12 protein-coding genes are annotated in these 13,475 nt (G+C 53.5%); 7 read left to right on the top strand and 5 right to left on the bottom strand.

All coding sequences use genetic code 11. The features are described 5' to 3' along the window. The first annotated feature begins 61 nt into the window (after window positions 1–61). From FDX09_RS10035 to potD, 5 genes are read left to right on the top strand one after another with little or no spacing between them, the layout of a single operon-like run. A complete protein-coding gene (locus FDX09_RS10035) occupies window positions 62–325 on the top strand; it encodes an excisionase (RefSeq protein ID WP_115259961.1) in 264 nt (87 codons plus the stop codon). Further along, window positions 300–1,418, top strand: a complete 1,119-nt coding sequence (locus FDX09_RS10030; protein ID WP_115258738.1) for a phage integrase Arm DNA-binding domain-containing protein — start codon at window positions 300–302, stop codon at window positions 1,416–1,418. Before FDX09_RS10035 ends, FDX09_RS10030 begins: the two co-directional genes overlap by 26 nt. Beyond that, entirely contained in the window at window positions 1,397–1,606 is a 210-nt protein-coding gene (locus FDX09_RS10025; RefSeq protein WP_115258739.1) for a hypothetical protein, read from the top strand. Before FDX09_RS10030 ends, FDX09_RS10025 begins: the two co-directional genes overlap by 22 nt. Continuing rightward, a complete protein-coding gene (potC, locus tag FDX09_RS10020) occupies window positions 1,603–2,382 on the top strand; it encodes a spermidine/putrescine ABC transporter permease PotC (protein ID WP_006684943.1) in 780 nt (259 codons plus the stop codon). Before FDX09_RS10025 ends, potC begins: the two co-directional genes overlap by 4 nt. 27 nt (window positions 2,383–2,409) lie before the next feature. Continuing rightward, window positions 2,410–3,456: a spermidine/putrescine ABC transporter substrate-binding protein PotD gene (potD, locus tag FDX09_RS10015; RefSeq protein WP_121530002.1), complete on the top strand. Its 1,047-nt coding sequence runs from the start codon at window positions 2,410–2,412 to the stop codon at window positions 3,454–3,456. 102 nt (window positions 3,457–3,558) lie between these two features. On the opposite strand, the gene cobB is transcribed toward potD, so the two are convergent. From cobB to lolC, 5 genes are read right to left on the bottom strand one after another with little or no spacing between them, the layout of a single operon-like run. Further along, on the bottom strand, window positions 3,559–4,380 hold the full coding sequence (gene cobB / locus FDX09_RS10010) for a Sir2 family NAD+-dependent deacetylase (protein WP_069323348.1): 822 nt from the start codon (window positions 4,378–4,380) through the stop codon (window positions 3,559–3,561). Window positions 4,381–4,395: 15 nt separating this feature from the next. Continuing rightward, on the bottom strand, window positions 4,396–5,307 hold the full coding sequence (gene nagK, locus FDX09_RS10005; RefSeq protein ID WP_085048504.1) for an N-acetylglucosamine kinase: 912 nt from the start codon (window positions 5,305–5,307) through the stop codon (window positions 4,396–4,398). Window positions 5,308–5,325: 18 nt separating this feature from the next. Beyond that, window positions 5,326–6,570 (bottom strand): lipoprotein-releasing ABC transporter permease subunit LolE, encoded by a 1,245-nt coding sequence (gene lolE / locus FDX09_RS10000; RefSeq protein ID WP_069323346.1) that lies wholly within the window; start codon window positions 6,568–6,570, stop codon window positions 5,326–5,328. Further along, window positions 6,570–7,271 (bottom strand): lipoprotein-releasing ABC transporter ATP-binding protein LolD, encoded by a 702-nt coding sequence (lolD, locus tag FDX09_RS09995; protein ID WP_137347140.1) that lies wholly within the window; start codon window positions 7,269–7,271, stop codon window positions 6,570–6,572. The genes lolE and lolD overlap by 1 nt, the downstream gene beginning before the upstream one ends. After that, window positions 7,264–8,463 (bottom strand): lipoprotein-releasing ABC transporter permease subunit LolC, encoded by a 1,200-nt coding sequence (lolC, locus tag FDX09_RS09990; RefSeq protein WP_038639847.1) that lies wholly within the window; start codon window positions 8,461–8,463, stop codon window positions 7,264–7,266. Before lolC ends, lolD begins: the two co-directional genes overlap by 8 nt. Window positions 8,464–8,725: 262 nt before the next feature. Between lolC and FDX09_RS09985 the strand changes: the two genes are divergently transcribed. Together FDX09_RS09985 and mfd are read left to right on the top strand one after the other, a co-directional pair. Then, the gene (locus FDX09_RS09985) at window positions 8,726–9,790 is read left to right on the top strand and encodes an acyltransferase family protein (protein ID WP_137347139.1); all 1,065 of its coding nucleotides are present in this window, start codon (window positions 8,726–8,728) and stop codon (window positions 9,788–9,790) included. Window positions 9,791–9,908: 118 nt separating this feature from the next. Continuing rightward, complete coding sequence (gene mfd, locus FDX09_RS09980; RefSeq protein ID WP_087857772.1) at window positions 9,909–13,355, top strand: transcription-repair coupling factor; 3,447 nt, start codon at window positions 9,909–9,911, stop codon at window positions 13,353–13,355. The last annotated feature ends 120 nt before the right edge of the window (window positions 13,356–13,475 follow it).

Raw genomic sequence — 13,475 nt, 5'->3', positions numbered from 1 at the left:
AATATCAACCAATGCCAGCTGTTGCGCGTATCGTAATAGCTGGCTATCGCGAGTGATGGCTATGAGTGAACAATTTCTGATACCGCTGACAGAATGGAAAGCCGGTCGCTTTGGTTTTGTAATTACCAATACCACGCTGGTGAAATACGGCAAGCTGGGCTACATAAACCCGAAACCGGAAAAAATTTGCGGGCGCTGGTGTGTAGATCGCAATGCAGTTTATGTCGGCCCCGGCGCTGTCGGCGTGGTGCCAGAAATTCATGATGACGATGATGACGCGCTAAAGGAGATCCTCAATCATGTCGCCAAGGCCACGAAAAAATAGCATCTCCATTCCCGGGCTTTATGCCCGGTTTGATCGCCGAACCGACAAAACCTATTACCAATATAAAAACCCAGTAACCGGAAAATTTCACGGACTCGGAACCGATAAAACCAAAGCAGAAAAAATAGCGGTCATCGCCAATCAGCGACTGGCTGCGGCAGAAGCTGATTATTTCCTGAAAAAAATCGATGAAAAGCCATCATTAAATAAGGCGCGCGGGATCAGTTTAAAGGCGTGGATTGTTCGCTATGAAAAAGTGCAGCGCACACGTGTAGACAACGGTGATCTGTCAGAAACCCGACTCAAAGAAAAAATGAGGATGGCTAATCTTTTGGTTGGTCGACTTGGTAATCATCCGTTGCGTAGTCTGGAAGTCAGGGATTTTTCCCTGATACTGGAGGAATGGCTCGATAAGGGGCAGGCCAGCACAGCGCTAAACAATCGCGTGGTGTGGGTGGATATTTACCGCGAAGCACAGCATGCCGGTGAAGTTCCTCCTGGCTGGAATCCTCCGGAGGCGACGCGAAAACCGGTACCGAAAGTGACCCGGGCACGACTCAGCATCGAGGACTGGCGGGCCATATTCAATGTTACCCCTGAAGGGCATTACAACAGGAACGCCATGCTTCTCGCCCTAGTTACCGGCCAGCGAAGAGAGGATATTGTCAGAATGAAATTTTCTGATGTGTGGGACGGTCATTTGCATGTCATTCAGGGTAAAACAGGTATGCGCCTGGCGTTACCCCTGTCACTTCATTGCGATGCAGTGGGCATGACGCTCAAAGAGGTCATTGCCGGTTGTCGCAACAAGATTGTTAGCCCTTACCTGGTTCACAGCCGATTGCAGAAAAAAGGCCAGCCAATGAGCAAAGACAACCTGTCAGATTATTTTGCGGATGCCCGGGATCTTGCGGGAATTAAGCCACCAGCGGGGAAAACGCCAACGACATTCCACGAGCAACGCTCGCTAGCCGAACGACTGTACCGCGCGCAAGGGATCGACACCAAAACGCTGCTGGGCCATAAAGTGCAGGCAACAACAGATCGCTATAACGACACTCGTGGACAGGAATGGCTAAAGCTAGTCATTTAAATGGGCATTTTTTTCCGATCACCTGGAAAATTGTTGTAAAATTCGCGGCCTTAGTGAGGGCCGCTTATTTTTTGGCTGTCTCTTTTGGTGGGAAGTTTTGGAGAGATTTTGGAGAAGAGAAAAAGTTGATTATTTTCAATGCTCTGAAAGCGTCACACCTTCTGAACAAGAAGGTAGAACTCGAATGATCGGTCGACTGCTTCGTGGCGGTTTTATGACCGCTATCTACGCGTATCTGTATATTCCAATCATTATTTTGATTGTGAACTCCTTTAACAGCTCGCGCTTTGGCATCAACTGGCAAGGTTTTACTACCAAGTGGTACGGTCTGCTGGTGAACAACGACAGCCTGCTGCAGGCGGCGCAACACTCCCTGACGATGGCAGTGCTCTCCGCTACGTTTGCCACGCTGATCGGTTCACTCACCGCGGTCGCGCTTTATCGCTACCGTTTTCGCGGGAAACCCTTTGTCAGCGGCATGCTGTTTGTGGTGATGATGTCGCCCGATATCGTAATGGCGATTTCGCTGCTGGTTCTGTTTATGTTAATTGGCATTCAGCTCGGCTTCTGGTCGCTGCTGTTTTCGCATATTACCTTCTGTCTGCCTTTTGTGGTGGTGACGGTCTATTCACGTCTGAAAGGCTTTGATGTGCGAATGCTGGAAGCGGCAAAAGATTTGGGCGCCAGTGAAGTGACTATCCTGCGCAAGATCATTCTGCCGCTGGCAATGCCTGCGGTGGCCGCAGGCTGGTTGCTAAGCTTTACGCTGTCGATGGATGACGTCGTTGTTTCATCCTTCGTCACCGGGCCGGGTTATGAAATTTTGCCCTTAAAAATCTACTCAATGGTAAAAGTCGGCGTATCACCCGAGGTGAACGCACTGGCGACCATTTTGTTGGTTCTGTCGCTGGTTATGGTGATCGCCAGCCAGCTTATTGCACGTGATAAAACCAAGGGCCGCTAAGGCCCTTAATTCAGGGGACGTTAAATGATGAAAAAATGGTCACGCCACCTGCTCGCGGCGGGTGCTCTGGCACTGGGCATGAGCGCCGCTCACGCGAATGACAACAACACGCTCTATTTCTATAACTGGACTGAGTATGTGCCGCCAGGACTGCTGGAGCAGTTCACCAAAGAGACCGGCATTAAGGTTATCTATTCGACCTATGAGTCGAATGAAACCATGTACGCCAAGCTCAAAACCTATAAAGACGGTGCGTACGATCTGGTGGTTCCGTCTACCTATTACGTCGATAAAATGCGTAAAGAAGGCATGATCCAGAAGATCGACAAGTCGACGTTGACCAATTTTCACAACCTCGATCCGGAAATGCTCAACAAGCCGTTTGACCCCAACAATGACTACTCCATTCCGTATATCTGGGGTGCGACGGCCATAGGCGTCAACAGCGATGCCATCGACCCGAAAACCGTAACCAGTTGGGCCGACCTGTGGAAACCGGAGTACAAAGGTAGCCTGTTGTTAACCGATGACGCGCGTGAAGTCTTCCAGATGGCGCTGCGCAAGCTGGGGTATTCCGGCAATACCACCGATCCAAAAGAGATTGAAGCCGCCTATAACGAGTTGAAGAAGCTGATGCCTAACGTCGCGGCATTTAACTCTGACAACCCGGCCAACCCGTATATGGAAGGCGAAGTCAATCTGGGGATGGTGTGGAACGGCTCCGCATATGTCGCGCGCCAGGCGGGTACGCCGCTGGAGGTGGTGTGGCCGAAGGAAGGGGGTATTTTCTGGATGGACAGTCTGTCTATTCCGGCTAATGCGAAAAACAAAGAAGGTGCGCTGAAGCTGATTAACTTCCTGCTGCGCCCGGACGTGGCGAAAGAAGTCGCAGAAACTATCGGTTATCCAACGCCAAACCTGGCGGCACGTAAGCTGCTGAGCCCGGAAGTGGCGAACGATAAAACGCTCTACCCTGATGCTGATACCATCAATAAAGGGGAATGGCAAAATGACGTCGGCTCCGCCAGCGCCATTTATGAAGAGTATTATCAGAAGCTGAAAGCAGGACGCTAATTCAGCGTTGTAAGGAATGCCCGATGGCGCTACGCTTATCGGGCCTACATCAATACGAAGCGTAGGCCCGATAAGGCATTTGCCGCCATCCGGCAAAAAAAATCACAGCCCTTTCAATAACTTCTCAACAAACTCAGGCACCACCTGGCTTGCCGGACCGTAATGCTTCTCTTCGAATTCGCTTCCCACCTGGCTCGGCTCGAGATTTAACTCTACCGTATGCGCTCCATGCAGCCGCGCCTCATGCACAAAACCCGCGGCCGGGTAAACATGGCCTGATGTGCCAATGGCAATAAACACATCCGCCATTGCCAGCGCCATATAAATTTCATCCATTCCCAGCGGCATTTCGCCAAACCACACGACGTGCGGTCGCAGCGGAGCCGGGAACTGGCAGCAATGGCATTTGTCTTCCGCAGTCACATCGCCCGTCCACTCCAGAATCTGTCCGCTTTGCGAACAGCGAACCTTGAGCAGTTCGCCGTGCATATGGATGACATTCTGGCTGCCCGCGCGTTCATGCAGGTTATCAATATTCTGCGTCACCAGTAAAAAACGGTCACCCAGCTCGGCTTCAAGTTTTGCCAGCGCGATATGCGCCGCGTTGGGCTGGATTTCTGGTTGCTGCAATTGATGACGACGGGCGTTATAAAACGACTGAACCAGTTCCGGGTTGCGACTAAACCCTTCCGGAGTCGCAACGTCTTCGACCCGATGTTCTTCCCAAAGACCATCCGTCGCGCGGAAGGTTCGAATACCTGACTCGGCAGAAATCCCCGCTCCCGTCAGTACCAGCACTCTTGGTTTTTCCATCAATTCAGGCACCACTCTGTCTCTGAAAAAGATTCGTTGACGCAGGCGATCGCGCAAATGGCGTTTATTTTTACGAAAGCGGCTTAACCGATGACTCCGACGCGACAGCATAACAACCTCTTTGTATTAATCGGTAAGATGTAAAAAAGCGGCCCCGCGCATTCCACCCGCATCACCGTGCCGCGCCTGCTCAATACGCGGCACTCGGGCAACCGGCAGCAGATGGCGTGGCAATCTGTCCGCCAGTTGCGTCGTAATAGCGGAAAAATTCGACAAACCACCACCAATCACCACTAAATCAGGATCAACGATGGTCAGGATATTCCCCAAACAGACTGCCAGTAAATCCAGATAACGTTCAACATGGGCGCGCGCTTGCTCATCCCCCTGCTCCCACAGCGCGATAATTTCACGGGCATCCAGCGGTTGATGGTAGTAATGCTGATACAACCACGCAAATCCACCGCCGGAGAGATAGCTTTCAATACAGCCCAATTGACCGCATCCGCAGCGGCGCAGTGGGAAATCAAATCCCATCAGCGTCAGCGCATCGACAGGCAAACGAATATGACCAAACTCACCGGTGATATAGCTGCGTCCGGTGATAGATTTACCGTTAAGCACCAGTCCACCGCCGACACCGGTGCCGAGGATTAACCCCATAACCAGCGGATACTGAGTGAACTCGTCGTCCCAGGCTTCAGAGAGGGCAAAACAGTTGGCATCGTTGTCCAGGCGAACATCGCGGTCAAGGCGGGCGCTGAGATCGGCACGGAGCGGTTTACCACTGGCGGCAGGCACATTGGCCGCGTACAGCGTACCGTCTTCTGTTTCCGGCATGCCAGGAATGCCGATACCCACCGAACCTTTGACGCCGAATCGCTGGTCCGCTTCCATTACCAGATTGCAGACCGCATTAAGGAAAGCTTCATAGCTGTCGCGAGGCGTAGGGACGCGTGTTTCCCATTGCAAACGGCGTTGGTTATCAAATACTCCCAGCGCAATTTTGGTCCCGCCGATGTCAAATCCGTAATACATCACCGCTCCTTCTTATTGTTATTGGCCGCTAAGTACTCTCGCAGGATCAATATTGCTGGCGCGACGCGCCGGATACCAACTCGCCAAAAGACTCAGCACTAATGCTGTCACCAGCACGTAGATCACATCCAGCCAGTGTAATTCCGATGGCAGGAAGTCAATGAAATAGATATCACCAGACAGGAACTGATGGCCGATAAGCGCCTCGATGCCATTGATGATCGGCGTCAACTGCAGCGAGACAACCACCCCGATGACGACGCCTATCAGACTACCGAACAAACCCGCCAGCAGGCCGTACCAGACAAAAATGGCACGGATCAAACCATCTTTAGCCCCCAGGGTTCTTAATACCGCAATATCACCGCTTTTGTCTTTTACCGCCATCACTAACGTGGAAACGATATTAAAACAGGCCACGCCAATCACCAGCACCATCGCCAGATACATGATGGCGCGGATCATCTGGATATCTCGATACATATAGCCGTAGGTGCCAATCCAGCTCTTAATATAAACATAGTTATTGGTGACTTCACCCGCGTCACGTACCAGTTTATTGGCGTTAAAGACGTCGTTAACTTTTAGCGCGATCCCGGAAACGCTGGATCCCATATCCAGGTATTGCTGCGCGTCTTCCATGGGGATCATGGCAAAGCTGTGATCGAGCTGACCGCTCAGCTGCAAAATGCCAGTCACGTGCAAACGCACGCGTTTAGGCTGCTGTAACTTATGGTCCGCACTGGCGTTAGGGATCATAATCGATACCCAGTCGCCCTGCTTCACCTTCAGCGCATCGGCAATCCCCTTACCAATGATGATTTGCTGCTCACCGGCTTTGAAATTATCCCAGGCGTGGTTCTGCACGAACGATGGCAGCGCGCTTAAACGCTGCTCCTGTTTCGGGTCAACGCCCTTCACCTGCACCGCGCGTAGATTCGCCCCACTCTCCACCAGTCCGGTAAAGTTGATATAGGGCGCTGCGGCGACAATACCAGGCACTTTCTGTACTTTATCGAGCGCTTCCTGCCAGTTGTTCCACGGCTGGTTGACGGCCTCAATTTCACCGTGCGGGACCACGGCCAGAATACGGTTGTTCAACTCACGCTCAAAGCCATTCATGGCGCTTAACCCGACGATCAACACCGCCACACCCAACGCGATGCCAACGGTAGAAATCACCGAAATCAGCGAGACCATACCGCCGCGCCGCCGACCTCGGCTAAAACGCAGGCCAATCAATAACGATAAAGGCGAAGCCATTACTCTGCTCCCATCAGGCTCAGTTCAGCCGTCAGGCGACCATCGCGCATTTCAAGCTGGCGGCTCATGCGCTTCGCCAACTGCAGATCGTGCGTCACCACCAGAAATGCCGTGCCCTGAGAGCGGTTAAGCTCCCCCAGAAGCTCGAAAATGCTGTCCGCGTTGCGCGCATCAAGGTTACCCGTTGGTTCATCCGCCAGCACCAGACGAGGATTATTCACCAGCGCACGGGCAATCGCCACGCGCTGACGCTCGCCGCCCGACAGTTCAGACGGGCGATGGCCGGCACGATGGTCCAGCCCTACCGCTTTCAGCATATCGCGCGCGCGCGCGGTGATTTCAGCCGGTTTTTTCTTGCCAATCAGCAGCGGCATCGCCACGTTTTCCAGCGCGGTAAAGTCCGGTAGCAGATGGTGGAACTGGTAAATAAAGCCCAGCTTCTGATTGCGCAGCTCCGCCTTCGCCGCAGACGAGAGTTTGCTCATCGGCTGACCGTTAAAAATGACGTCGCCGGAAGTTGGCGTATCCAGCCCACCTAACAGATGGAGCAGCGTACTCTTACCGGAGCCGGAGCTGCCGACAATCGCCATCATCTCGCCTTCGCCAACGCAAAAACTGACATCGTGCAGGACATCAGTCTGCACTGTGCCTTCCTGATAGCGTTTGCACAGGTTGTCGCATTGCAACAGGATCTTATTCATAACGTAAAGCCTCAGCGGGTTGAGTGGCGGCAGCGCGCCAGGAAGGATAAAGCGTAGACAGCAGCGCGATGGCCATCGCCACCAGCGCAATGACGATAACCTGCAGCGGCTCGATGGCGACCGGCAGCGCAGCGCCATCCAGAAGCACGCCGATAATGGGCATCAGGTTGTTCAGTTGACTGGCGAGCAATGCGCCCAGCCCTGCGCCCAGCAGCGCGCCGATAATCCCGGCACTGGCCCCCTGAACCATAAACACCATCATTATCTGCCGCGGCGTTAGCCCCTGAGTTTGTAGAATCGCCACTTCCCCTTGCTTCTCCATTACCATCAGACCCAGCGAGGTAATAATATTAAAAGCCGCCACCGCCACGATCAGACTGAGCAGCAGCCCCATCATGTTTTTCTCCATACGCACGGCCTGGAATAATTCCCCTTTACGCTCGCGCCAGTCCTGCCATTTGGTACCTTGCGGCAGCGTTTGCTGGCTCAACGTGTCAACCTTTAACGGCTCGTTCAACCACAAACGCCAGCCGGTGATATTACCCACCGGGTAGCGCATCAGGCGTGACGCATCCTGAATGTTGGTCAGCATCTGGTAGCCGTCGACTTCGCTGTTAGCGGCAAAGGTGCCGATCACCGTAAACAGACGCTGGCTAGGCAGACGCCCCATCGGCGTAAACTGACTGGCGGACGGCACCATTACGCGAATTTGATCGCCACGGTTAACGCCCAACTGCCCGGCAAGCTGCTCACCGAGGATGACATTATACTTACCCGGTTGCAGATCTGTTTGCTTCACATTGACCAGATACGGCGTGAGCGGATCTTTTTGCGCCGGGTCGATACCCAGCATTACGCCAACCGCCACGCTACGCGCACTTTGCAGCACCACATCACCCGTTGTTATGGGTGCAACGCGGTTGACGCCGTTCAACACCACCGCTTTTTCCGGCAGTTGCTGCGGGTTTAAGGAACCCTGTTCAGACGAGAGAACAGCCTGGGGCATCAGGCCAAGGATATTGTTTTGCAGCTCGCGCTCGAAACCGTTCATCACTGACAACACTGTGACCAGCGCCATTACCCCGAGAGTAATGCCGATGGTGGAGAGCCAGGAAACGAAGCGACCGAAGCGATCTGCTGCACGCCCGCGCATATAACGCAGGCCGATGAATAGAGCGACAGGTTGGTACATGAAATCCGTCTGGTTGCTGTTAGCAAAGTCACGAGTATATAAGCGAAAGCGGAATGGGTAAATGACTGAACCGTAAGTGTTCGTCAGCACTATTCCTAAAAGGATAGATAAATCAATTCGCTGTAGATACCCCTCCCCCCTTCAGTCCGGGTCCCTGATCTTTATCCTAAAAAAAACAAAATGCAGACAGTTACGCATTACAGCGTACAGCGGGTTGCGCAGGATGGCAGGCTATAGCAAACAATATGGGTACGCTGTCTCAATGAATAAAAAAGAATTATGGATTAATCAAATCAAAGGGTTATGCATTTGCCTGGTGGTAATATATCACTCAGTCATTACGTTTTACCCACACCTCACCACCTTTCAGTATCCGCTTTCAGAGATGCTGAGCAAATGCTGGATTTACCTCAATCTGTACCTGGCGCCGTTTCGTATGCCGGTATTTTTCTTTATTTCGGGCTATTTAATCCGCCGCTACATCGATAGCGTACCCTGGACAACCTGTGTGGATAAACGGATCTGGAGTATTGCCTGGGTACTGGTGCTATGGGGAGTCGTGCAATGGCTGGCGTTAGTCTCGCTCAATAACTGGTTGGCTCCGCAACGCGATCTGAGTCATGCCGCCAACGCCGCGTATGCCGGTTCAATCGCTGGCTTTACCCACGGGATGCTGACCGCCAGCACCAGCTTGTGGTATCTGTATGCGCTGATTGTCTATTTTGTGCTGTGTAAGATGTTCAACCGCTGGGCGTTACCGCTGTTGGCGCTGTTTGTCGTGCTGAGCGTGGCGATCAATTTTTTCCCCACGCCGTGGTGGGGAATGAACAGCGTGATTCGCAATCTGCCCTGGTACAGCCTCGGCGCCTGGTTTGGCGCAACGCTGATGGTATGGATCAAAGAGGTGCCTCTGCGCCGCCATACGCTCATATTTATGGTTAGCTTAATGGCCGCTGTGGTCGCGTGGCTGGCAAATATTTCGCTACTGCTTTCCCTCCTGTCTATTGTACTAATCATGAAGCTGTTTTATCAGTTCGAGCAGCGCTTTGGTATGCGCGCATCCAGCCCGTTAAGCGTGATTGGATCCAATACTATCGCCATCTATACCACCCACCGTATTTTGGTTGAGCTGTTCAGCTTAACGCTAATCCCCAAAATCAATCATGCCGCCTGGCCTGCGTACGGCGAGTTGCTCCTGCTGCTGGTTTATCCCTTCGCCTGCCTGCTGTTGTGCACTCTGTTTGGCTTGCTGGTGCGTAAGATTTCGCAAAAAACCATTGCCGACTTGCTCTTTTCTCCACCGTCTTTATCGACGGCCTCGCGCTAATTTCAACGCGCTTTTTGCCCCCATCAGGGGGCGAATCAATTTGCTTATGAGAAACGATCACGGATAATAAAGAACATTGCTTATCAGATGTATATCTAAACGAGATCCTGACAACCGAATGCCTGAACAACATCGTTACACGCTCCCGGCCAGCGCTTCCGACCAGCGCCAGTTAGGCGAACTGACCGGCGCAGCTTGCGCGACGCTGGTCGCTGAAATTGCTGAACGTCATGCGGGTCCTGTCGTACTGATCGCGCCGGACATGCAAAATGCCCTGCGACTGCATGATGAAATTCGTCAGTTTACCGACCAGATGGTAATGAACCTGGCGGACTGGGAAACGCTGCCCTACGATAGCTTTTCCCCTCATCAGGAGATTATCTCCTCGCGGCTTTCCACGCTGTATCAACTCCCCGCGATGCAGCGCGGTGTACTGATTGTGCCAGTGAACACGCTGATGCAGCGCGTCTGTCCGCACAGCTATCTGCATGGTCATGCGTTGGTGATGAAAAAAGGTCAGCGGCTTTCGCGCGACGCCCTGCGCGAACAACTGGACAGCGCGGGCTACCGTCATGTTGATCAGGTGATGGAGCACGGCGAATACGCCACGCGCGGCGCATTGTTGGATCTGTTCCCCATGGGCAGCGAATTACCTTATCGACTGGATTTCTTTGATGATGAAATCGACAGTCTGCGTCTGTTTGATACCGACACCCAGCGCACACTGGAAGAAGTCGACGCCATTAATTTGCTGCCCGCGCATGAATTCCCGACCGATAAAACGGCGATTGAGCTGTTCCGCAGCCAGTGGCGCGATACCTTTGAAGTTAAACGCGACGCCGAACATATTTACCAGCAGGTCAGCAAAGGCACGTTACCTGCCGGGATCGAATACTGGCAGCCATTGTTTTTCAGCGAGCCGCTGCCCCCCCTGTTCAGCTATTTCCCCGCCAATACGTTATTGGTCAATACGGGCGATATCGAGACCAGTGCGGAGCGCTTCCAGGCTGATACCCTGTCGCGTTTTGAGAACCGGGGTGTTGATCCGATGCGCCCGCTTCTGCCGCCACATTCGCTGTGGCTGCGCGTAGATGAGCTGTTCTCCGAACTTAAACGCTGGCCCCGTGTTCAACTGAAAACTGAGACTCTGGCGAACAAAGCCGCGAATACTAACCTCGGCTTCCAGAAGTTGCCAGATATCGCGGTTCAGGCGCAGCAAAAAGCGCCGTTAGATGCGTTACGTAAATTCCTTGAAGGCTTCACCGGCCCGGTGATTTTCTCCGTTGAAAGCGAAGGTCGCCGCGAAGCGCTTGGCGAACTGCTCGCCCGTATCAAAATCGCGCCGAAGCGCATATTGCGTCTCGACGAAGCCGTCGACAATGGTCGCTATCTGATGATTGGCGCAGCCGAACACGGCTTCATTGATAGCAAACGCAACCTGGCGCTGATTTGCGAAAGCGATCTGCTCGGGGAGCGCGTGGCGCGCCGCCGCCAGGATTCTCGTCGCACCATCAATCCTGATACGTTAATTCGTAACCTCGCCGAACTGCATCCCGGTCAACCGGTGGTGCACCTGGAGCACGGCGTTGGCCGTTATGCCGGGATGACCACGCTGGAAGCGGGCGGTATCACCGGCGAGTACCTGATGCTCACCTACGCCAACGACGCCAAACTGTACGTGCCTGTGTCATCGTTGCACCTGATCAGCCGTTACGCTGGCGGCGCGGAAGAAAATGCCCCGCTACATAAACTGGGCGGCGATGCCTGGTCTCGTGCCCGCCAGAAAGCTGCTGAGAAGGTGCGCGATGTCGCGGCAGAACTATTGGATATCTATGCTCAGCGGGCGGCGAAAGAAGGCTTTGCCTTTAAGCATGATCGTGAGCAGTACCAACTGTTTTGCGACAGTTTCCCGTTTGAAACTACGCCCGATCAGGCGCAGGCGATCAACGCGGTGCTCAGCGATATGTGCCAGCCGCTGGCTATGGACCGCCTGGTGTGTGGCGACGTCGGCTTTGGTAAAACCGAAGTCGCGATGCGCGCCGCCTTCCTCGCCGTAGAGAACCACAAGCAGGTGGCCGTGCTGGTTCCGACTACCCTGCTCGCTCAGCAGCACTTCGACAACTTCCGTGATCGCTTTGCCAACTGGCCGGTACGTATTGAAATGCTGTCCCGTTTCCGTAGCGCCAAAGAGCAAGCGCAGATTCTGGAGCAGGTGGCCGAAGGGAAAATCGATATTCTCATTGGCACCCACAAACTGCTGCAAGCGGACGTGAAGCTGAAAGATCTTGGTCTGTTGATTGTCGATGAAGAGCACCGTTTTGGCGTTCGTCATAAAGAGCGCATCAAAGCAATGCGCGCGGATGTCGATATCCTGACGCTGACGGCAACGCCTATTCCGCGTACGCTCAATATGGCGATGAGCGGCATGCGCGATCTGTCGATCATCGCCACGCCTCCTGCCCGTCGTCTGGCGGTGAAAACCTTTGTGCGTGAATATGACAATCTGGTGGTTCGCGAGGCTATCCTGCGTGAAGTTCTGCGCGGGGGGCAAGTTTATTATCTGTTTAACGACGTCGAAAATATCCAGAAAACCGCTGACAGATTAGCGGAACTGGTGCCGGAAGCGCGTATTGGTATCGGCCATGGTCAAATGCGCGAGCGCGAACTGGAACGCGTGATGAACGATTTCCACCATCAGCGCTTTAACGTGCTGGTGTGCACCACCATTATCGAAACCGGGATCGACATCCCGACCGCCAACACCATTATCATCGAACGCGCCGATCACTTTGGTTTGGCGCAATTACACCAGTTGCGCGGCCGTGTGGGACGTTCACACCATCAGGCGTACGCCTGGCTGCTAACGCCGCATCCAAAAGCGATGACCACCGACGCGCAAAAGCGCCTGGAAGCCATCGCCTCGCTGGAAGATTTGGGCGCTGGCTTTGCGCTGGCGACCCACGACCTTGAAATTCGCGGCGCCGGGGAACTGCTGGGTGAAGATCAGAGTGGTTCCATGGAAAGCATCGGCTTCTCGCTGTATATGGAGCTGCTGGAAAATGCTGTCGATGCGCTCAAAGAGGGACGCGAACCGTCGCTGGAAGATCTCACCAGCCAGCAAACCGAAGTTGAACTGCGCATGCCGTCACTGCTGCCGGATGACTATATTCCCGATGTCAACACGCGACTGTCGTTCTACAAACGTATTGCCAGTGCGAAAGGCGAAAACGAGTTGGAAGAAATTAAGGTCGAGCTGATAGACCGTTTTGGTCTGCTGCCCGACCCGGCCCGTACGTTGCTGGATATTGCCCGGTTACGCCAACAGGCGCAGAAACTGGGCATCAGAAAGCTTGAAGGCAATGAAAAAGGCGGCACGATTGAGTTTGCAGAGAAAAACCACGTTAACCCGGTGTGGCTGATTGGTTTACTGCAAAAACAGCCGCAGCACTTCCGTCTGGACGGTCCAACCCGGCTGAAATTTATGCAGGATCTGGGCGAGCGTAAAACGCGAATCGACTGGGTACGCCAGTTTATGCGCCAACTTGAAGAAAACGCCGTAGCATAGTGAGCAGGCCGGGAGCGCACATAACGCTCCCGGCCTGTGAATTTACAAACTCTTTGCACTTCCCTGCACTTCCCGACACAGCAAACGGCCATAATTCTTGTTTACTTTTACATAATAAAA

Source organism: Citrobacter sp. wls717 (assembly GCF_005280955.1).
Taxonomy (GTDB): domain Bacteria; phylum Pseudomonadota; class Gammaproteobacteria; order Enterobacterales; family Enterobacteriaceae; genus Citrobacter; species Citrobacter werkmanii.
The sequence above is the reverse complement of the archived record's forward strand: the minus strand, read 5'-3'. Positions and strand labels throughout refer to the sequence as shown.

Bases quoted from the DNA above. Each gene is read 5' to 3' on its own strand.
- FDX09_RS10035 (WP_115259961.1), top strand. From the start codon at position 62: ATGAGTGAACAATTTCTGATACCGCTGACAGAATGGAAAGCCGGTCGC.
- FDX09_RS10030 (WP_115258738.1), top strand. From the start codon at position 300: ATGTCGCCAAGGCCACGAAAAAATAGCATCTCCATTCCCGGGCTTTAT.
- FDX09_RS10025 (WP_115258739.1), top strand. From the start codon at position 1,397: ATGGCTAAAGCTAGTCATTTAAATGGGCATTTTTTTCCGATCACCTGG.
- potC (WP_006684943.1), top strand. From the start codon at position 1,603: ATGATCGGTCGACTGCTTCGTGGCGGTTTTATGACCGCTATCTACGCG.
- potD (WP_121530002.1), top strand. From the start codon at position 2,410: ATGAAAAAATGGTCACGCCACCTGCTCGCGGCGGGTGCTCTGGCACTG.
- cobB (WP_069323348.1), bottom strand. From the start codon at position 4,380: ATGCTGTCGCGTCGGAGTCATCGGTTAAGCCGCTTTCGTAAAAATAAA.
- nagK (WP_085048504.1), bottom strand. From the start codon at position 5,307: ATGTATTACGGATTTGACATCGGCGGGACCAAAATTGCGCTGGGAGTA.
- lolE (WP_069323346.1), bottom strand. From the start codon at position 6,570: ATGGCTTCGCCTTTATCGTTATTGATTGGCCTGCGTTTTAGCCGAGGT.
- lolD (WP_137347140.1), bottom strand. From the start codon at position 7,271: ATGAATAAGATCCTGTTGCAATGCGACAACCTGTGCAAACGCTATCAG.
- lolC (WP_038639847.1), bottom strand. From the start codon at position 8,463: ATGTACCAACCTGTCGCTCTATTCATCGGCCTGCGTTATATGCGCGGG.
- FDX09_RS09985 (WP_137347139.1), top strand. From the start codon at position 8,726: ATGAATAAAAAAGAATTATGGATTAATCAAATCAAAGGGTTATGCATT.
- mfd (WP_087857772.1), top strand. From the start codon at position 9,909: ATGCCTGAACAACATCGTTACACGCTCCCGGCCAGCGCTTCCGACCAG.